The following is a 19,817-nucleotide window of genomic DNA, read 5'->3' as shown; positions in this document are numbered from 1 at the left end:
TCTCAGCAAGATCATCGCCCTGGTCGAGAGCGCCCAGATGGGCAAGGCGCCGCTGCAGCAGTTGGTCGATCGCGTCTCGGCTGTGTTCGTGCCCGTGGTGATGGTGATTGCCCTGCTCACCCTGCTGCTGTGGTGGATCCTGGTCGGCGACTTCGGTCAGGCCCTGTTGGCAGCGGTGGCCGTGCTGGTCATTGCCTGCCCCTGCGCTTTGGGGCTGGCCACGCCAGCCGCCATCGTGACCGGAACCGGGGTGGCGGCGCGCCATGGCATACTGATCAAGGATGTGGATACCCTGCAGAAGGCTCATGCCATCAAGGCGCTCATCTTCGACAAGACGGGCACCCTGACCGAAGGCAGGCCTGTGCTGCAGCACTGGAGTGGAGATGCTGATTCCCTGCGTTTGGCTGCAGCTCTGCAGCAGGCGAGCGAACATCCTCTGGCCCGGGCCATGGTCGAGACGCAAGGCGAGCTGGCGCTGCCCGAGCCGCAAGAGGTCGAGGTGCGGATCGGCGCGGGCATCCAAGGCCTGGTTGAGGGACGAAAGGTGGCGATTGGCAATCATGAGTTGATGGCGACCCTGGGGTTGGTGGTCGAGACCCCAGAGAGCCGGGATGGGGCGACCCGGGTCTGGGTGGCCATAGATGACAAGCTGGCCGGGGTCGCCGCGCTGGCAGACAAACTGCGCCCAGAGAGCCAGCAGGCGATCGCCGAGCTGGCATCGCGGGGCATAGAGAGCTGGCTGGTGAGTGGCGATGCTGCGGCACCCGTGGCGCATATCGCCGCTAAACTGGGGCTGGCCGGGGCCTTCGATTCCATCCTGCCGGATGGCAAGGTCGCCAAGGTCGAGGCGCTGCGAGCACAGGTCAAGGGGCTGGTGGCCATGGTGGGCGACGGGGTCAATGATGCTCCTGCGTTAGCCGCGGTCGATGTCGGCATTGCCATGGGGTCGGGGTCGGACGTGGCGATGGAGACGGCGTCCATCACCTTGATGCGAGCGGATCCGCGGCTGGTCGCCGATGCCATCGACATCTCGGCGGCGACCTGGCGCACCATACGTCAGAACCTGTTCTGGGCCTTCGCCTTCAACGTGATAGGCATTCCCCTGGCGGCCCTCGGTTATCTGAGCCCCGAATTGGCGGGGGGAGCCATGGCGCTCAGCAGCGTCACGGTATTGAGCAACTCGCTCTTGCTCAAGCGTTGGCAGCCCAAGGCCGGGCGGGCTTAGTGATCCTCGGGCGGGGCATGGTCCCGCCTATTGCTCGATGTTGAAATAGCACTCCGGCTGCCAGTGACGCAGCCGGTATCAGGAGTCAGTCATGAATATCAGCAAGGCCGCTCAGGCCACAGGCCTCAGCGCTAAAACCATCCGTTATTACGAGAGCATCAACCTGATCACTGCCCCCCAGCGCAGTGACAACGGCTATCGCAGCTATGGGGAGGAGACGGTGCGCGAGCTGCATTTCGTCAAGCGGGCGCGGGAGACGGGTTTCAACCTGGAGGAGTGCCAGGAGCTGCTGGCCCTGTATCGCGACAAGCACCGGAGCAGTGCCCAGGTGAAGAAGCTGGCTCAGGAGAAGATCGTCGACCTGCGAGATCGCATCAAGGGGTTGCAGGCCATGCTGACCAGTCTGGAGGGCCTGGTGACCTGCTGCCATGGGGATGACAAACCCGATTGCGCCATCCTCGACGAGCTGGAGAAGGGCTGAGGCATCAATCTCAGTCAATATGTACTTAATGTGTTGATTGTTATGTTTTTTGTTGAGTTACGTCCAGACTTTACCCCCTCTTGTCAGCGGCGCTGGCTGATTTAGTGGTTAATAACTGGCCGTTTGTTGTTGGCCGCAAGGGGCTGGGATAGACTATGCGGCCATCGCAAATGGAGTACCTCCCCCTTGAGCCAGAGTGTGACACGACAGGTTAGGCAAGCCATCATGGCTCAGCTCTATACCCATGCTTCGTTCAGTCTGCCCTGTCTGGCGCTGTTGGCCCTGGGGTGGGCTCTGCTGTTTCATGACTACCTGCCCGCCGCCGAGACATTGACCTGGCTTGGTCTGGTGTTATTGACGCTCTGTGGCCGTGGCTGGCACCTGCGTTGGCGTCAGACTCGGCTCGATACTACCCCCCTGGCCCTGCTTGAGCGGGAGCTGTTCATCGGAGTGACCATCACCTCCATCATCTGGGCCCTCGGCGTACTGCTCTACATGGGCCGACTGCCAGACGCCTATCGTGCCGCCATGATGATGTTGACCAGCCTGATCCTGACCGGTGGCGCCATCATGCTGTTTGGGAGCCGACGCGCCTTCTATGGCGCCATGCTGCCCCTGGGACTCGCCATTCTGTTCGAGCTGGCGCAGGGCAATGAGCAGGAGCGGATCGTTGCCAGCATGCTCGCCGGCTATCTGTTTGTGTTCCTGCCGACGCTGCTGCGCCGCCTGCGCCGGGATCAGGCTGCTTCTCTTTATCACAGCTTTTCCAATGCCAACCTGGTCGCCGAGCTCAAGGTTGTCTCGGAACACCTCAAGCTCACCTCGCGGCGCGACGGTTTGACTGGAATCGCCAATCGTGCCCATCTGGATCACTGCCTTGCCAAGGCGTGGCGCCGCTGCCACCGGGCCCAGGCGCCGCTCTCACTGGTGCTGTTGGATGTTGATTATTTCAAGCAATTCAACGATCACTACGGCCATCAGTCCGGTGATGAGTGCCTGCAACAGGTCGCGGCCCTGCTCGCCAAGGTGCCGCGGCGCGAAGATGATCTGGCCGCCCGTTACGGTGGGGAGGAGTTTGCCCTCTTGCTGCCCTGCACCAGCATGCAAGGCGCCTTGCAGGTGGCCGAGCAGGTGCGTGATGCCCTCAAGCAGATACAGATCCCTCATCCTAAGTCGCTGGTATCCAGCCAGGTGAGCTGCAGCTTCGGGGTGGCGACACTGGTGCCAGATAACCACTTTGATATTGCGGATTTAGTGCAGAAAGCGGATGCGGCCCTCTATCAGGCCAAGCATAATGGCCGGGATCGGATCGAAGTCGCCTTGATGGGTAAGGTGGCTTGACTCATTACTGACAGATTAAAGAGGTCGTCTATGCAATGTCATCGTATCGAAGAGCTGCTCGAGCTGCTGCAACCTGCCTGGGTGAAGGAGCAAGATCTCAGCCTGGTGCAATTAGTGGCCAAGCTGGCCGAGGAGGCGGGCTTCAAGGGGTCGCTGTCCGAGCTGACCGATGACATGCTCATCTACCACCTCAAGATGCGTGACGCCGACAAGCAGGCCATGATCCCGGGTCTGGCCAAGGACAGCGTACCGGACTTCAAGGAAGCCCTGCTCAAGGCGCGCGGCATCAAGTGATCCCGACTCGACCGGGGTGAGTGCCAGGGTTTCAAGAGAATCTTAGTGAAAGGCGCATGGTCAACTGGCAATGTGCCTTTTTTGTTGCTGAAAATTGCGACACTGCTCCAATATTCAACACATCAAACCCACACGGTTAGCAGGCTGTTTAAGATATAATCCGCGCCATAACAATTAACAGAGTGATGGGTAGCAATGGCCGACCAGGAGAAGATCGACATCAAGGATGTGACCGACACAGGCGTGACCGGGAGCTTCAACCCGAATGCCTTCAAGTCGAGCGAGGACAGGTTCAATCCGGGCAATCGTATCTATGTGCGAGCCCAGACTGGCCGTTGGCAGCGACTGCGCAAGCTGATGGGCTGGTTCTTCATGGTCCTCTTCGTCGCCCTGCCCTGGCTGCGTTATGACGGTCGTCAGGCCATCTTGTTCGATATCGGCAATCAGCAGTTCCATATCTTCGGCGCCACCATCTGGCCTCAGGATCTCACCCTGCTCGCCTGGGTGTTCATGATTGCCGCCTTCGCTCTCTTCTTCGTGACCACCTTCCTCGGTCGGGTCTGGTGTGGCTATCTGTGCCCGCAGACGGTGTGGACCTTCATGTTCATCTGGTTCGAGGAGAAGTTCGAGGGCTCGGCCAACAAGCGTCGCAAGCTGGACGCGTCCCCCTGGAATGCTGACAAGCTGCTGCGTAAAGGCGCCAAGCACCTGGCCTGGATCCTGCTCTCCCTGGGCACGGGGCTCACCTTCGTTGCCTACTTCCAGGATGCCACTGCGCTGATACCCGAGTTCTTTACCGCCTCGGCCTCCGGCTGGGTCACCTTCTGGGTTATCTTCTTCGCGGCCTGCACCTATGGCAACGCGGGCTGGATGCGCGCCATCATGTGTATCCACATGTGCCCCTACTCCCGTTTCCAGTCCGCCATGTTCGACAAGGACACCTTCATCGTCGGTTATGACACCAAGCGCGGCGAGAACCGGGGCCCCCGTCCCCGCAAGGTGGATCCCAAGACCCTTGGCCTGGGAGATTGCATCGACTGTGATCTCTGCGTGCAGGTCTGCCCGACCGGCATCGATATCCGTGACGGTCTGCAATACGAGTGCATCAACTGCGGCGCCTGCGTCGATGCCTGTGACAACACCATGGAACGCATGGGCTACGAGAAAGGGTTGATCAGCTACACCACGGAGCACAAGCTGGAGCACGACAGCACCCATGTGGCGCGACCCAAGCTGCTGGGTTATGGCCTGGTGATGGCGATCATGCTGGGCGTATTCGTGTATAACGCCATGTCCATCATGCCCATGGGCCTGGACATCATCCGGGATCGCAACCAGCTGTTCCGCGAGAACAGTGAGGGTCTGATAGAGAACACCTATACCCTCAAGATCCTCAACAAGACCCTGCATGCCCAGGTCTTCGAGCTGGATGTGGAGGGGCTGCCCGAGCACCAGTGGTTCGGTCCACGGGAAGTGACCCTGAAGTCGGGCGAGATCTATACCTTGCCCATCAGTCTGGCCGTGGATCCCTACAACTTGAAACGGCCGGCACTGGATATCCAGTTCGTGCTCAAACGGGCCGATGCGGCCCCTGATGATGACAAGGCCGAGCTGCGCCAGGCCAGCAAATTCATCAGTCGGTTGTGAGGGTGATATGACGCAAATGGCGGGCCAGTTTCGCCAACCATTTGCCGGGGTAATGATAGAATGGGGCGCATCGGCGCCCCTTTCTCATGGTGGATCTCATGCGTTTCAACTATTCCGACCTCAATCCCGATCTCATCCTGGATGCCCTCGACCTCAGTGGTCTGCGTGTCGATTCCGGCCTCATCGAGCTCAACAGTTACGAGAACCGGGTCTACCAGTTTCAGGATGAAGATCGTCGCCGCTATGTGGTGAAGTTCTACCGCCCCGGACGCTGGAGCCGGGCCCAGATCCTGGAGGAGCATGCCTTCGCCGCCGCCTTGAACGAGGTCGAGATCCCGGTGGCGGCACCTATCCCCTTCGCGGGGGAGACGCTACTCGAGCATCAGGGCTACGGTTTCGCCATCTGGCATAGCGTCGGCGGGCGCCAGTTCGAGGTGGACAATCTGGATCAGCTGGAGTGGGTGGGGCGCTACCTGGGTCGCATCCACAGCATAGGGGCCATTCGCCCGTTCCAGCACAGGGTTCGGCTCGATGTGGAGAGCATGCTCCATGAGCCGCGTGCCCTGCTGGCGGAGGGGGAGTGGCTGCCAAGTGGCCTGGCCAAGGAGTTCTTCGGCCTGCTCGACGAGCTGACCAAGCATGTGACCGATGCGCTGCGCCTGGATGTGGCACAGATAGCCCTGCACGGCGACTGCCATCCGGGCAACATCCTCTGGCGCGATGGCCCCATGTTCGTCGATCTCGACGACAGCCGCACCGGCCCCGCCATCCAGGATCTCTGGATGCTGCTCTCGGGGGAGCGCAGCGAGCAGCTGATCCAGCTCGATACCCTGCTGGCCGGTTATGAGGAGTTCATGGATTTTGACCACCGTGAACTGGCGCTGATAGAGCCCCTGCGCGCCATGCGCATGGTGCACTACATGGGGTGGTTGGCGCGGCGCTGGGAAGATCCGGCCTTTCCCCGTCACTTCCCCTGGTTCAATACCGAGCACTACTGGCGTAGCCAGATCGCCAGCCTCCATGAGCAGCTGGCGGCCCTGAGTGCGCCTCCGCTCACCCTGACGCCGGGTTGGTGATGCCCCCGTTGCCAGTATGGTCTGCCCTGCGACCCCCCTCCTTTGCCATTGACGCCGGGAGGGGGACGCAATAGGCTTGGTCTGCTTCGGTTCTCCGGGCGTGCCTCACTGCTTCCCCTTAACAGGAAACATCATGAAAAAAATACTGTGCTTTCTTGCTGCCATGCTGATGATACCCATGGTTCACGCTGCCCCTGAGTTCAAGGAAGGCGTCAACTATGAGGTAGTCAAACAGGCTGGCAGTGCTCAGCCTGAGGTCATGGAGTTCTTCTCCTACTTCTGCCCTCACTGCTTCAAGTTCGAGCCGATCGTTGACGATCTGCAGAAGAGCCTGCCGGAAGGGGTGACCCTGAAGAAGAACCCGGTCGCCTTCCTGGGTCGCGAGATGGGTCCCGAGTTGCAGCGCGCCTATGCGGTTGCCAACCTGCTCAAGGCTGAAGACAAGCTGACTCCAGCCATCTTTGATGCCATCCACGTCAAGCGTCAGGTGCCCCAGAGCCGTAACGATGTGGAGAAAATCTTCGTCGACAACGGTGTACCGGCCGAAGAGTTCACCGGCGCCGTGGACAGCTTCGCCGTCTCCGGCATGGTGGCCCAGTTCGATCGCAACACCGAGACCTACAATGTGCGCGGCGTACCGGCCTTCCTGGTCAACGGCAAGTACATGGTGAAGATTGAATCCATCACCTCCCAGGAGCAGTTCAATCAGCTGGTGAAGTTCTTGCTCGCCAAGAAAGACTGATTAATGCCCTCTGATGAAACGCCCGCCGGTGCAAACCGGCGGGCGTTTTTTTATGGGACAAGGCGCGCCACGGGTCCGGCGGCGGCTGAACTGAGTGTCAGACCTGACAGTCCCGTTGCTGACGCGAGATGCTGGGCAAGCGGGTACGGCGACTGAGCTCCTCTGCCAGCCAGACCAGTAGCAGGATGGCAAGCAGCAGGGTGGCGGCCTGGTCGTAACGGAACAGGCTCAAGGAGACATAGAGCTGCTGTCCCAGGCCGCCGGCCCCGACCACACCGAGAATGGTGGCGGCGCGCAAGTTCATCTCGCCGCGATAGAGGCTGTAGGCCAGCCACTGCTGCCACACCATGGGTAGCAGGCCGTACCAGAAGCTGGCCAGGCGCCCGGCTCCGGCCAGCTGCAGGGCACGGCGCGGCCCCTGATCCGTATTTTCCAGCGTTTCTACGAAGAGGCGAGCTAAGACGCCCGTGGTGTGCAGGGTCAGCGCCAGCACACCGGCGACCGGACCCAGTCCCACGGCGATCACCAGCAGGCTGGCAAAGATCAGTTCGGGCACGGAACGCAGCAGGTTGAACAGCAGCCGCAGCGGCCAGAACTGGCGCGCCAGCACGGCCAGCCCCGTGGCCAGCAGGGCGCTGAGCAGAGTGCTGAGTAGCGCCATCTGCAGGGTATCGATCAGGCCACCTGCCACCAGCTTGAGGAAGGGGGGAGACCAGTCCGGTTGCAGGAATTCCGCCAGGAAGCGCCCCATGCCGCCGAGTGAGAAGCTCAGGGTGCGCCAGTCGAGCAGGGTGAAGGCCCCCAGGCTGGCGAGCAGCAGCAGGGCACCGAGCAGCATGCCGGGGGCGCGACTGTGGCGTAGCCAGGCACTCAGGCCATCGGCCAGCACCACCAGCGCCACGAAGGCCAGCAGCAGGGTCGCCACCTCACCACCGGCAAACATGCGCAGGGAGAGTTCGAGCTGCTGACCCAGGCCTCCGGCCCCCACGAAGCCCATGATGACGGAGGCGCGCAGGGCACACTCCCAGCGATAGACGGTGTAGGAGAGCAGTTCCTGGCGCACCGCAGGCAGCACGCCGTAACAGAGTGCCTGCAAGCGCCCGGCACCGCCGAGCAGCAGGGCCCGGGCTGGCTGCAGGGCGCCACTCTCCATGATCTCGTTGTAGACCTTGGCCAGCATGCCGCCATAGCTGACCGAGATGGCCAGGATAGCGGCCATGGGGCCCAGCCCCGACAGGCGGACAAACAGCAGCGCCCAGATAAGCTCGGGCAGGCTGCGCAGCAGGATGGCAACAAAGCGGAATAGCGCCCGCAAGCCATTGCGCAGCGGCGCGGGCAGGGCACCTATCCGCGACAGGGAGAGGGCACGGGAACCCAGCAGGGCGAAGGGCACCCCGAGCAGGAGGGCACCGAACAGCCCCAGGGTGGCCACGGCGAGGCTCTCCAGGGTGGCTCGCAGGGTGAGGGCGAGAAAGTCACCATCCAGGCGCGGTGGCCAGCTGTGGGCGGCGAAGTTGCCCATCTGCTGCCAGCTCTGTGGCTCGAACAGGGCGCGCCAGCTGGTGGCATCCTGCCAGAGACCATAGAGCGCCAGCAGCAGGAGCCAGCCCCAGGGACGGCGCAAGGCCTGGCCGGACGCTAGCACGACTGCGCCTGCTCTGCGTCCAGGCTGCCCGGCTGCTCGTTGCCATAGAGCTCGGCGAGCATGGCGGGGCTGACCGCCTCGGCGGCGCAGTCGAACAGGATGCGGCCCTGACGCAGGCCTATGATGCGCGGGAAGTGGCGCAGGGCCAGATCCACCGCATGAAGATTGGTGATCAGCGTACTGCCGCGTGCGGCGGCTTGTTGTTGCAGGGTGAGTATGCTGGCTTCGGCCAGCACGGGATCCAGGGCCGAGACGGGCTCATCGGCCAGCATCAGATCCGGGTTCTGATAGAGCACCCGGGCAATGCCGACCCGTTGCAGTTGGCCACCGGAGAGGGTGGCGCAGGGCTGGTACAGCTTGTCGGCCAGGGAGAGGCGCGCCAGTGCGGTGCGGGCCCCCGCGGGGTCGCAGGGACGCAGCAGGGAAAACAGGGCCTTGGGCAGGGACCATTGACCAAGCCGCCCGGCCAATACCGCCGTGATGACGGACTGGGAGGGGGGCAGGGGCGGCGCCTGCCACACCATGCCGATGCGGCTGCGCAGTCGCTGGCGTGCCCGGCTCGAGAGTTGCCAGGGATCCTGCTGCCACAGCAGCAGAGCCCCCGAATTATCGGCCCTGAGTTCGGTGGCGAGCAGGCGCAGCAGACTGGTCTTGCCCGCGCCGCTCGGCCCTATTACGGCGACCCGCTCCCCGGCGCGGATCTGCAGGCTGATCTCTGCCAGCACGGGCAGATCAGCGAACCGCAGGCTGGCCTGACGCAGGTCGACGGCAATCACTTCAGCAAACCAGCCTGGACGGCGGCGGCTTCGATACCCTGATAGTTCTCGGGCTTGGTCTCGATGAAGCGGCTGGCCCGTTGCAGTTTCAGGATCTCGGCCTGGGCAGGCACCTTGGGATCCAGGTTGAGGAAGGCCTGCTTGAGTTTGGCTTGCAGCGCCGGGTCCAGGCCACCGCGCACCGTCCAGTTGTAGTCAAAATAGGTCGGCGTGGTCCAGATCACCTTTACCTTCTTGGTGTCTACCTTGCCCTCTTCCAGCAGCTTGTCCCACACCGACGCGTTGAGCGCACCCGCGGGCACCTTGCCGGAAGCGACCCAGGCAACGGTGGCATCATGGGCGCCGGAGAAGGCGACGTGGGCGAAATCTTGCTCGGGATTGATGCCCTCTTCGGCCAGGAAGTGGCGCGGCATCAGGTGACCCGAGGTGGAGGAGGGGGAGCCGAACGCGAAGTCCTTGCCTTTCAGGTCGGCGAGGGTCTTGATGCCGCTGTCGGCGTTGGCGATGAACTTGGAGGTGAACTGGGCATCTTCGGCGCGTTGCACCAGGGGGATGACACCGTCGGCACGGCGATGAGCCTGCACATAGGTGAAACCGCCCAGCCAGGCCATGTCTATCTTGCCTGCGGCCAGGGCCTCGACCACGGCGGCGTAGTCATTGACCGGGACGAACACCACGTCACGACCGGTCTGCTCGGCCAGGTAGTCACCCAGAGGGGCGAACTTGCGTTGCAGCTCGGTCGGTACCTCGTCGGGGATGGCGGAGACCCGCAGCGGCTCGGCGGCGCTGGCACCCAGGCTGACAAAGAGGGCGGTGAGGGGAAGTATCCATTTCTTCAACATGTGATTTTCCTTTCGTAGCTAGCGGTTGGGCGGCAAGGTAATAGACAAAGAGAAGGTCCGATGGAAGTCGGACCTTGGAATGGGCATATGGTATGCATCTTGGGGCCCGGATGCCAGTTCGGCCCCCATTTATCCCGCCCTTGGCGACGCGGTACCTAGCCTGAACGACGGGATGAGGGGCTCCAGGACTCAGCGGGGCAGGTGGAAGGCCTGCTTGAGGTGGCGCACGAAGTCGGCATCCCGGCACAGGGTCTTGCCCGGGCTGTCGGAGATCTTGGCGACCGGACCGCCATTGCACTCCATCAGCTTGAAGACGATGTTCATCGGACTCACCCCCGGCAGATCGCAGGTGAGCTGGGTGCCGATGCCGAAGCTGGTGTTGATGCGGCCACGGAAGTGACGAAACAGCGCTACCGCCTTGTCGAGATTGAGGCCATCGGAGAAGACCAGGGTCTTGCTGGCGGGATTGATGCCGAGCCGTTGATAGTGGCTGATGGCCTTCTCGCCCCATACCACGGGATCGCCGGAGTCATGGCGCAGTCCTTGGTAACGACTGGCCAGCTCGAAGTCGAAGTCGTGCAGGAAGGCGTCCATGGTGATGCAGTCGGTCAGGGCGATGCCGAGGTGGCTGCTGAATTCATCCAGCCAGCTGGTGAGGGCTGCACGCTGGCTCTGGGCCAGGGGGAAACCGAGCTGCTGGTGGGCCTGGAACCATTCGTGGGCCTGGGTGCCGACTGCGGGCAACTGGTATTTCTGGGCCAGTTGATAGTTGCTGGTGCCGCGAAAACAGGGCAGGCGCTCCTTGAGACGACCGACCACGGCATCCTGTACCGCCTGGGAGAAGCGGCGGCGGGTGCCAAAGTCGATGAGATTGAAATCCTGCATCTCCTCCGGGCTCAATGTGTCTTGGAGTTTGTCGATCTTCTGATCCAGCCGCGTCAGGGCCTGGCTCACCCCGAGCTGGGGATAGCGGAAGCGGTTGCGCATCTCGCTGATGGTGGCGAGTACGGGGATCTCCCACAGGATGACATCCTGCCAGGGACCTTCGACCCGGACATTGATGCGACCATCCCGCTCGAAGACCCGTAGCAGAGAGGCGTCGAGGGGCTTGCGACGCAGGTGATCCAGGTAATCGGCGCTGAAGAAGGGGCGTTCGGCCAGGAACAGGCTCTCCGCCTTGCTCAGCCTCAGGGAACCGGCGAGACGCAGTTGTTTCTCAATCTGCCCCATCATGGGCAGCAGATCTTCCTCATTGCGGCTGTGGAACTCGGCCACTACCTCGGCGTCTGGATAGCGGTGATAGACCGCCTGCTGCATATGCAGCTTGTAAGCATCGGTGTCGAGCAGACTGGTAAGGATCGGCGGCATATCAGGCTCCCCGCAGACTGGTGGGCGCGGTGGCGCCCCCCTGCGGCATAGGTAGTTTGCAGACGCCGGTGTTGGCCAGGCTGGCGAAGATGGGTGAAGACATATCAGGCGTCCAGCAGGCGTTGCACATCGGTCAGGCTCCGGGCCAGTTCGGCCCCCGCCTCGATCATCAGGGTGTGGGCGCTGGCCACCGTCTCGGGGGCGATGCCACGGCAGGCATCGAGATGGACTATCACCCGAAAACCGGCCTGGCGCAGTTGCAACACGCTGGTCTTGACGCAGTAGTCGGTGGCCAGGCCCCCCGCCAGTACTGTGGTGACGTCCCGGCTGCGCAGAAACTCGATGAGACCGGTGCTGCGCCGTCCGGCCAGGTCGTGATAGCAGACACCATAGGGGTGCAGGTCGGGCTCTATCCCCTTCCAGACGAAGAAGTCATAGTCGATGGGGGCGGGCAAGCCGTCGAGCAGCTCGAAGCCCGGGGTGCCGGGGACGCAGTGGCTCGGCCAGCTCAGATCCACATTGGCGTGGGAAAGGGGGACGAAGGGGCGGCCCGTCGCCCAGAGGGCCCCCTCGGGGTGGGCATCCTTGCTGCCGACACGCAAGCTGGCCAGGGCGGCCTGGGCGTTGAGGGCGGCGGCGATCTCGTCCCCGCCGGGCACGGGTAGCTCGCTGGGGCACAGGGGGGTAAATCCCTTCTGCGCATCGATATCCAGGCTGGCGATGATTCCCATGAATGGCTCCTGCACATATTATCTATGTGATATTATCTACCAAACATTAATGGAAGGCGAGCGAGACGATCGAAATGCCGAGCATGAGTCTGGATATGGTGGTGCTGCGTTTGAAGGAGGAGCGGCTCGAGTTGCTTCTCGAGCCGCGCCAAAGCCCGCCTTTTGCCCACAGCTGGCAACTGCCGGCTCGGCGTATCGACGAGCGCCGGGACAGGGATCTGGACGATGCCTTGCAGCGGTTGCTGGCCGAGTGGGGCCTTGGCGTCAGCTATAGCGAACAGGTCTGTACCCTGGGGGATCAGGAACGGGATCCTCGTGGCTGGTCCACTACCCTCGTCTATCTCTGCCTGGTCGGGCCCGACATGCAGCCGAGCCGTGGCCAATGGCGCCCGCTCGCCGAGCTGGACGGAGTGACCCTGGCCTTCGATCATGCCCGCCTCATTGGCAAAGGCCTAGAGCGGCTCATGATCAAGAGCCGCTACAGCACCTTGCCGGTGCAACTGCTCGGCACCGAATTCACTCTGTCCGAGTTGCAGCGTGCCTATGAGATCATCTTGCGCACGCCGATGAACACGGCGGCATTTCGCAAGCGGATCCATCGCGCCAATATCCTGGCCGACACCGGCCGCAAACGCACCGGCAAGCAGAGGCCCGCCAGCCTCTATCGGCTCGATGCCCCGCCCTGCATACTGTTCGATCAGCTGATGCACGGCGCCGAAGCCTGAGGCCACACAGGAGAGTCATGATGGATATGAGATTGTTCCATGCCAGCCTGTTTGGGCAGTCGATGGGCCAGGTCGGTCAGCGCCGTCAACCCACCGCCAGCAAGCTGGGAGGTGAGGCATGACGGGATCGTCATCCACGCCCGCGAGAGTGCTGGTCAGCGCCTGTCTGCTTGGCCAGCCGGTACGCTATGACGGCCAGAGCAAGGGCATCATCAGCGACTGGTTGGCGAGTCTGGGGGCCGAGGGGCGCGTGCTGGCGTTCTGCCCCGAGGTAGCCGGCGGCCTGCCGACTCCGCGCCCTCCCGCCGAGCGTCAGGGGGAGCAAGTTCGTACCGGAAATGGTCTGGATGTGACCGCGGAGTTTGATCGTGGCGCCGAGCTGGCGCTGGCGCTTTGCCTGCGGGAAGGGATCCGCTTCGCCCTGCTCAAGGAGGGCAGTCCCTCCTGCGGCAGTGGCCGCATCTACAACGGCCATTTCGAGGGAGTCTCGGTGCCGGGCGAGGGCAAGACCACGGCTCTGCTGCGCCGCCATGGCATTCTGGTCTTTTCCGAGGAGCAGCTGGCCGCCTTGGCCCTTGCCCTCGTCTGAGGACGGGGGCTATCCCCGGTTGACCGCATGGCGCGGGGCGCCTGCGCTTCATCGGCCTGCCAGCGGGCCAGTATCTCATCCTTCTCGGCCCAGCGCCGATTCAAGCGTTGCTGGAAACGACGCTTGGACTCTTTGTTGTGGAAGTAGTCGCCGATCAGACTCTCGTCGATGACGTGCTCAGTGGTGCGTCCCTGAATGAGATCCAGGTGCCTCATCAGGAAGTCCTTGAAGGGGTGCCGCGGATTGTCCGGGTAGTTGAGGGTGATATCGATCAGTCCATCAAATTGGTCACCCATGGTAGCCAGGTGAAGGCCAGGCCAGCGGCCTTGGGGGCCATCAGGTGACAATAGGGTGAGCGGCTCTGGGCCTGCTTCTGCGCCGTGACTCTGGTGCCTTCGACGAAGTTGATGATGGTGGTGGGAGTGTGGCGATGCATACGTTGCGGGCGGTCTCGATATCCTTGCCGCGCAGGTGTGGATTGCGCAGCAAAAACTCCCGGGAATAACGGCGCATAAAGGGCATGTCCAGCCCCCAGCAGGCGAGCCCCAGCAGGGGGATGTAAATAAGTTCATGTTTCATGAAGAACTTGGGCACCGGCAGCTGCTTACGAAACAGATGGCCCAATACCACGATATCGGTCCAGCTCTGGTGGTTGCTGACGATGAGGTTCCAGCCCTCTTTGCGCAGCTGGCTGCTGTCTTCTATCTGCCACTCCACTCGGGTCGTCCAGCGCATTACCAGGGCATTGCCGCTTAGCCAGATCCGCATCAAGCGGTTGTTAATCCGGCAGCAGGCCAGCGCCAGCGCAGGGACCGGGCAACAGGCTTAACAAGGTCGTGTCTCATCGTTCAGCAGCTGGCTCAGAGTCTGATCCTTGTCACGCCAGATCCCGTTCAGCTACTGCTGGAAGTCATGTTGAAAGACGGGGTCGTTGAAGTAATCCCCCACCAGATGTTGTGTTATAGGCAGGAAACGAACCCTGACCCGGATAGTGCCAACCCGGCCACACATGAAATCCCAAAAACTCGGTATCCCGCCCGGGTACCCTATGGTCACGTCAACCAGCTGATGCAGCCTGCCGTCCATGGCCGCCAGGGTAAAGGCGATGCCGCCCGCTCTGGGATGGAGCAGATGGCGGTAGGGCGCCGCCTGCTTGTCATGCTTGTGGGCGGTGAAGCGGGTGCCCTCGACGAAGTTCATCACGCTCACCGGCATATGGTGAAATTTGGCACAGGCCTGCCGGGTCGTTTCTATGTCCTTTCCCTTCAGATACGGCTTCTTTTCCAGCAATTTCTTTGAATATCGCCGCATGAAGGGAAAATCGAGCGCCCACCAGGCCAGCCCGAGAAAAGGTATCCAAATCAGTTCTTTCTTCAGGAAAAACTTCAGAAAGGGGATTTTTTGATTAAAAACCCGCTGTAGCACCAGTATGTCGACCCAGGACTGATGGTTGGCAACCACCATATACCACTGGTTCAGGCTGGCGTTGTCCAGTCCGACCACCTCGAATCGGGTCTTGAGCAGGGTTTGCTGGATCAGATTGTTGACACCAATCCAGTAACCGGCACAGCCATCGAGCAGCCGATTGCAGCCGGTACGCCAGGCATTGAGGGGGACAAGCAGTTTGAGCAGGGCCAGCCCCAGCACGGGCATAAACCAGAACAGGGTATTGAAGAAATAGAGCAGGGTCGAGAGGCTGCCGCGCAGTCGCTCTATCAGCTTGTTTTGCATGGGGATGGATCCGTCTTGCTGGCTACAGGTCGATTAAGTGGTCAGATGTGTCGCCATAATATCAGCCGAGTATGGGCTAGACCAACGGGGGGGGGGGGGGTGAGGCTACATCTGCCCGGGCAGCGCGGCAGTTTAGCCGCCGCGCAGCCTGCTCAGCAGTCTGTCCATGGCGCGATACCCCAGCGCCTCGACCAGATGCGCCTTCTCGATGTTGGCCTTGCTTGCGAGATCGGCCAGGGTACGGGACACCCGCAGTATGCGATGCCAGGCGCGAATGCTGAGGCCAAGCCGCTGGATTGCTGTCTCCAAAAACTCGGCATCCTGCGCTGACAAGCGACAAACGTCTTCAATCTCCCGGCTATCTAGCAGATTATTCAACTTGCCACTGCGCGCCAGCATTCGCTCACGGGCCGCCAGCACCCGGTCGCGGATCCTGGCACTGGGCTCGCCGCGCTGGGCCTGGCCGGTCAGGCTGCCCTTGGGCAGGAGCGGCACCTCCACGGTGAGGTCGAAACGATCCAGGAAGGGGCCGGAGAGTCTGCCGAGATAGCGCAGGATCTGATCCGGACTTGCCCGGCTCAGGCCGTCACCAAAATGGCCGCAGGGGCTGGGGTTCATGGCGCCAATCAGCTGGAAACGGGCGGGGAAATCCACCTGACGGGCGGCCCGGCTGATGGTGATATGGCCCGTCTCCAGCGGCTCGCGCAGGGCATCGAGCACCTTGCGCTCGAACTCGGGCAACTCGTCAAGGAAGAGCACACCGTTGTGGGCCAGGGATATTTCACCGGGTCTGGGGTGGCTGCCGCCGCCGACCAGGGCCACCGCCGAGGCACTGTGATGGGGCGTGCGATAGGGTCTTTGGTGCCAAAGACCCTGCCTCGGGGTCAGACTGCCAATTGAATGAATGGCGGCGGTCTGCTGGGCCTCCTCTTCGCTGAGCGGCGGCAATATACCGGGCAGGCGACTGGCCAGCATGCTTTTTCCTGTGCCGGGGGGGCCTATAAACAGTAAGTTGTGGCAGCCTGCGGCGGCTATCTCCAGCGCGCGTTTGGCTTGGGATTGCCCTATGACATCTTGCAGATCTGCCACTTCAGGATCTTTGCTGTCTGGCTGAGGGATCGGCAGCGGCAACTCATATTGGCCTGCCAACCAAGCGGTCACTGCCAGCAGCTGATGGGCACAGCGTACCTTGGCATCCTGGATGAGGGCGGCCTCGATACCGTTGGCGGTGGGCACCAGCAGGGTGCGCCCCGCATCGCGGCAGGCGAGCACGGCGGGCAGCACGCCAAGCACGGGGCGGATCTCGCCGGTTAACGCCAATTCCCCTAAAAATTCATGATCTAGCAGGTATGTTGCCGGAATCTGCTTGGATGCTGCGAGAATGCCGAGGGCGATGGCTAGGTCGAAGCGCCCCCCTCCTTGGGCAGATCGGCCGGAGCCAGATTGACGGTGATGCGCTTGGCTGGAAACTCGAAGTTGCCGTTGAGCAGGGCACTGCGCACCCTGTCCCGCGACTCCTTCACCGAGGTCTCGGGCAGGCCCACCATGTTGAAGGCGGGCAGGCCATTGGAGAGGTGAACTTCCACCGTCACTTGCGGTGCCTGGATCCCCAGGCTAGCACGGCTATAAACCACAGCTAATGACATAAACCCCATCCTTGAGTTGAGTTATGTTCTGACTAACTGCAATTTGTCAGTGTTTTATACCAGTCAAATTCGACGGATATAGTTAAAATTAGTGGCTTGTAATGTAATAAATGCTTGCCTGATAAATATCGTCATGCTAGTTCTAATAGCCATTCGCGGTAACAACCGCCCAGATTTCATCGGATTTTGTGGTAGTAACTATGAACATGGCTTCCCGTTTCGTCAGCATTATTGTGGTCCTAGTGGTGATTATTATCACACCGCTCGGGGCTCGTTTAGCTGCACGGAACAAGGGATAGACCCACTACCGGACAGAACGAAACAAGCGACCCCCGAGCCTCACGGCCCGGGGGTTTTTTTTCGACCAAGGAACAGGATTTTCCCCATGAACGGCGCGCACTATTTGGTACAGGCACTCAAACAGCAGGGGGTAACCCAGGTGTTCGGTTACCCGGGCGGTGCCATCATGCCGGTCTACGATGCGCTCTATGACGGTGGACTGGCCCACCAGCTCTGCCGTCACGAGCAAGGTGCCGCCATGGCGGCTGTGGGTTATGCCCGCGCCTCCGGTCAGGTGGGGGTCTGTATCGCCACCTCGGGCCCGGGGGCCACCAACCTGGTGACCGGCCTGGCCGAGGCGTTGCTCGACTCCGTGCCCCTGGTGGCGATCAGTGGCCAGGTGGCCTGCGCGGCGGTCGGCACCGATGCCTTTCAGGAAGTGGACGTGCTCGGCATGTCTCTCTCTTGCACCAAGCACTCCTTCATGGTCACGGATACCGCCGAGCTGGGCCAGGTCATCGCAGAGGCCTTTGCTATCGCCACCTCCGGGCGCCCCGGCCCTGTCCTCATCGATTTCCCCAAGGATGTGCAGCTAGCCGCCATGCTCCCGCAATATCCCCAGCTTGCGGTGGAGGAGCCCGAACTGCTCTGCCCGCGCGCGCTGGAGACGGCCCGCGCTTTGCTGGCGGCCGCCGAGCGGCCCATGCTTTATGTCGGTGGTGGCGTGGGCATGGCCAATGCCGAGGCCCAGCTGCGTGAGTTCGCCGCAGTCACAGGCATGCCGGCGGTCACCACCCTCAAGGGGATAGGGGCGCTGGATCCTGACAGTCCCGTCTATCTGGGCATGCTGGGTATGCATGGTACCAAGGCGGCCAATTACGGGGTGCAGCAGTGCGATCTGCTGGTGGTGGTGGGGGCGCGTTTCGATGATCGGGTGACCGGCAAGCTGGAGGAGTTCGCCCCTGGCGCCAAGGTGATCCATCTGGATGTGGACGCCGCCGAGTTTGGCAAGCGTCGTGCCGCCGATGTGGGCATCAGCACCGATCTGAGGCTGGTACTGCCCGCCTTGGCCATGGCGCTCAATATTGCGCCCTGGCGGGACCACTGTGCCGCCATGGCGCGGGAATATGCGTTTCGCTACGATCATCCGGGTCAGCCCATCTATGCCCCGGCCCTGCTCAAGCAGCTCTCTAATCTGCTGCCAGAGAGCAGCGTGGTAGCCTGCGATGTCGGTCAGCACCAAATGTGGGTGGCCCAGCACATGCGTTTTACCAGCCCGCGCAACCATCTCTCCAGTGCCGGGCTCGGCACCATGGGCTTTGGTCTGCCCGCCGCCATCGGTGCCAAGATGTCCCGCTCCGAGGATGAGGTGGTGCTGGTGAGCGGTGATGGCTCCTTCATGATGAATGTGCAAGAGCTTGGCACCATACGCCGCGCCCAGCTCAAGGTGAAGATGGTACTGATCGACAACCAGCGGCTCGGCATGGTGCGTCAGTGGCAGGAGCTGTTCTTCGACGGCCGCTACAGCGAAACCATCCTCTCCGACAACCCGGATTTCATCGCCCTGGCCGCTGCCTTTGGCATCCCCGGCGAGACCATCACATGCAAGGAGGAGATAGCCCCGGCGCTGGGTCGCCTGCTGGCGAGCGAGAGCGCCTATTTGCTGCATGTCGCTATCTCAGAGGAAGAGAATGTCTGGCCCCTGGTACCACCGGGAGTCGCCAACCACAAGATGATGGAACAACGCCCATGAACCACGCCCCGCTTGCTAGCAACACGGCTCCCCTGAGCCAGGTCAACACCCTGGAGATCCACGCGAAATCCAGACCCGAAGTGATGGAACGAGTACTGCGAGTGGTGCGCCACCGCGGCTTCAATCTCAATGCCCTGCATATGGAGCAAGATTGCCAACAGCTGCGGATCACGGTTACTGTCGAGTCGACGCGTCCCATCGCGCAGCTGTGGAGTCAGCTGGTCAAGCTGGTGGACGTCTCCCGGGTTGATGCACTGGAACCGCAGCCCAGAATACACGCATAAGGAGCAGCAAGCATGTCACAGGCCACCCACCCCCAATTCATCTGGTTCAACGGCAATATGGTGCCCTGGCAAGATGCCCAGGTACACGTCATGAGTCATGCCTTGCACTACGGCTCCTCGGTGTTCGAGGGGGTGCGTGCCTACGACACCCCCAAGGGCACCTGCATCTTCCGCCTGCAGGAGCACAGTCGGCGCCTGTTCGATTCCGCCAGGATCTACTGGATGGACGTGCCCTTCAGCGAGGCCGAGGTGAACGACGCCTGTCGCGCCGTGGTCCGTGCCAATGGCCTCAAAAGCGGCTACCTGCGCCCACTCGCCTTTATCGGCAACGTAGGACTGGGGCTGCATCCGCCGCTGGATGCCAAAGCGGATCTCATCGTTGCCGCCCTGCCCTGGGGCGCCTATCTGGGGGAAGAGGGGCTGAAAAACGGGGTGGACGTGTGCGTCACCTCCTGGAATCGACTCGCTCCCAACACCATACCGACCGGGGCCAAGGCCGGCGGCAACTACCTCTCGTCACAGCTCATCAGCCGGGAGGCCAAGCGCAACGGCTATGCCGAAGGGCTGGCGCTGGACGTGAACGGCTACCTGAGCGAGGGGGCGGGGGAGAACCTCTTCCTGGTGAAGAATGGGGTACTGTTC

Annotated in this window: 17 protein-coding genes and 3 pseudogenes; 12 read left to right on the top strand and 8 right to left on the bottom strand. The window is 62.0% G+C overall.

Annotated features, from left to right (window positions below):
* From G113_RS10915 to G113_RS10885, 7 genes are all read left to right on the top strand, one after another.
* A partial coding sequence (locus G113_RS10915) for a heavy metal translocating P-type ATPase (protein WP_005901402.1) occupies positions 1 to 1,225 on the top strand: 1,225 nt, incomplete at its 5' end.
* A 91-nt stretch (positions 1,226 to 1,316) separates the two neighbouring features.
* Positions 1,317 to 1,706 carry a Cu(I)-responsive transcriptional regulator gene (gene cueR, locus G113_RS10910; protein ID WP_005901400.1) on the top strand — a complete coding sequence of 130 codons (390 nt, stop codon included), beginning with the start codon at positions 1,317 to 1,319 and terminating at the stop codon, positions 1,704 to 1,706.
* A 186-nt stretch (positions 1,707 to 1,892) separates the two neighbouring features.
* Positions 1,893 to 3,047 (top strand): GGDEF domain-containing protein, encoded by a 1,155-nt coding sequence (locus tag G113_RS10905; protein ID WP_040319136.1) that lies wholly within the window; start codon positions 1,893 to 1,895, stop codon positions 3,045 to 3,047.
* Between the two features lie 30 nt (positions 3,048 to 3,077).
* Positions 3,078 to 3,341 carry a YihD family protein gene (locus tag G113_RS10900; RefSeq protein WP_005901398.1) on the top strand — a complete coding sequence of 88 codons (264 nt, stop codon included), beginning with the start codon at positions 3,078 to 3,080 and terminating at the stop codon, positions 3,339 to 3,341.
* A gap of 195 nt (positions 3,342 to 3,536) precedes the next feature.
* A complete protein-coding gene (gene ccoG / locus G113_RS10895) occupies positions 3,537 to 4,988 on the top strand; it encodes a cytochrome c oxidase accessory protein CcoG (RefSeq protein WP_005901397.1) in 1,452 nt (483 codons plus the stop codon).
* A gap of 86 nt (positions 4,989 to 5,074) precedes the next feature.
* On the top strand, positions 5,075 to 6,064 hold the full coding sequence (locus G113_RS10890; protein ID WP_005901396.1) for a serine/threonine protein kinase: 990 nt from the start codon (positions 5,075 to 5,077) through the stop codon (positions 6,062 to 6,064).
* Positions 6,065 to 6,197: 133 nt separating this feature from the next.
* Positions 6,198 to 6,806, top strand: a complete 609-nt coding sequence (locus G113_RS10885; protein ID WP_005901395.1) for a thiol:disulfide interchange protein DsbA/DsbL — start codon at positions 6,198 to 6,200, stop codon at positions 6,804 to 6,806.
* Positions 6,807 to 6,903: 97 nt separating this feature from the next.
* On the opposite strand, the gene phnE is transcribed toward G113_RS10885, so the two are convergent.
* From phnE to G113_RS10860, 5 genes are all read right to left on the bottom strand, one after another.
* Positions 6,904 to 8,451, bottom strand: a complete 1,548-nt coding sequence (phnE, locus tag G113_RS10880) for a phosphonate ABC transporter, permease protein PhnE (protein WP_005901394.1) — start codon at positions 8,449 to 8,451, stop codon at positions 6,904 to 6,906.
* The gene (locus G113_RS10875; RefSeq protein ID WP_005901393.1) at positions 8,445 to 9,227 is read right to left on the bottom strand and encodes a phosphonate ABC transporter ATP-binding protein; all 783 of its coding nucleotides are present in this window, start codon (positions 9,225 to 9,227) and stop codon (positions 8,445 to 8,447) included. The genes phnE and G113_RS10875 overlap by 7 nt, the downstream gene beginning before the upstream one ends.
* Positions 9,224 to 10,069, bottom strand: a complete 846-nt coding sequence (locus G113_RS10870; RefSeq protein ID WP_005901392.1) for a putative selenate ABC transporter substrate-binding protein — start codon at positions 10,067 to 10,069, stop codon at positions 9,224 to 9,226. Before G113_RS10870 ends, G113_RS10875 begins: the two co-directional genes overlap by 4 nt.
* A gap of 189 nt (positions 10,070 to 10,258) precedes the next feature.
* Entirely contained in the window at positions 10,259 to 11,437 is a 1,179-nt protein-coding gene (pncB, locus tag G113_RS10865) for a nicotinate phosphoribosyltransferase (protein WP_005901391.1), read from the bottom strand.
* A 104-nt stretch (positions 11,438 to 11,541) separates the two neighbouring features.
* The gene (locus tag G113_RS10860; RefSeq protein ID WP_005901390.1) at positions 11,542 to 12,168 is read right to left on the bottom strand and encodes an isochorismatase family protein; all 627 of its coding nucleotides are present in this window, start codon (positions 12,166 to 12,168) and stop codon (positions 11,542 to 11,544) included.
* 74 nt (positions 12,169 to 12,242) lie between these two features.
* Here G113_RS10860 and G113_RS10855 point away from each other — a divergent pair, with 74 nt between their 5' ends.
* Together G113_RS10855 and G113_RS10850 are read left to right on the top strand one after the other, a co-directional pair.
* Positions 12,243 to 12,893, top strand: coding sequence for an NUDIX hydrolase (locus G113_RS10855; protein WP_005901389.1), 651 nt, complete (start codon positions 12,243 to 12,245; stop codon positions 12,891 to 12,893).
* 118 nt (positions 12,894 to 13,011) lie between these two features.
* Positions 13,012 to 13,482, top strand: coding sequence for a DUF523 domain-containing protein (locus G113_RS10850; protein ID WP_040319135.1), 471 nt, complete (start codon positions 13,012 to 13,014; stop codon positions 13,480 to 13,482).
* 8 nt (positions 13,483 to 13,490) lie between these two features.
* Here G113_RS10850 and G113_RS10845 read toward each other — a convergent pair.
* The 3 pseudogenes from G113_RS10845 to G113_RS10835 all read right to left on the bottom strand — a co-directional run.
* A pseudogene (locus tag G113_RS10845) lies at positions 13,491 to 14,298 on the bottom strand (acetyltransferase); the annotation flags it as partial.
* 9 nt (positions 14,299 to 14,307) lie between these two features.
* A pseudogene (locus G113_RS10840) lies at positions 14,308 to 15,213 on the bottom strand (acyltransferase).
* A 132-nt stretch (positions 15,214 to 15,345) separates the two neighbouring features.
* Positions 15,346 to 16,859, bottom strand: a pseudogene (locus tag G113_RS10835) (YifB family Mg chelatase-like AAA ATPase).
* 385 nt (positions 16,860 to 17,244) lie between these two features.
* Here G113_RS10835 and ilvG point away from each other — a divergent pair.
* The 3 genes from ilvG to G113_RS10820 all read left to right on the top strand — a co-directional run.
* Positions 17,245 to 18,891, top strand: a complete 1,647-nt coding sequence (gene ilvG / locus G113_RS10830; protein ID WP_005901385.1) for an acetolactate synthase 2 catalytic subunit — start codon at positions 17,245 to 17,247, stop codon at positions 18,889 to 18,891.
* Positions 18,888 to 19,175, top strand: a complete 288-nt coding sequence (gene ilvM, locus G113_RS10825; protein ID WP_005901383.1) for an acetolactate synthase 2 small subunit — start codon at positions 18,888 to 18,890, stop codon at positions 19,173 to 19,175. The genes ilvG and ilvM overlap by 4 nt, the downstream gene beginning before the upstream one ends.
* Positions 19,176 to 19,187: 12 nt before the next feature.
* Positions 19,188 to 19,817 (top strand): branched-chain amino acid transaminase (locus tag G113_RS10820; protein ID WP_005901381.1); only part of this gene is annotated, 630 nt, incomplete at its 3' end.

Source organism: Aeromonas molluscorum 848, from assembly GCF_000388115.1.
Lineage (GTDB): Bacteria > Pseudomonadota > Gammaproteobacteria > Enterobacterales > Aeromonadaceae > Aeromonas > Aeromonas molluscorum.
Note: the sequence above shows the minus strand (reverse complement) of the source record. Positions and strands in the feature narration are given on the sequence as shown.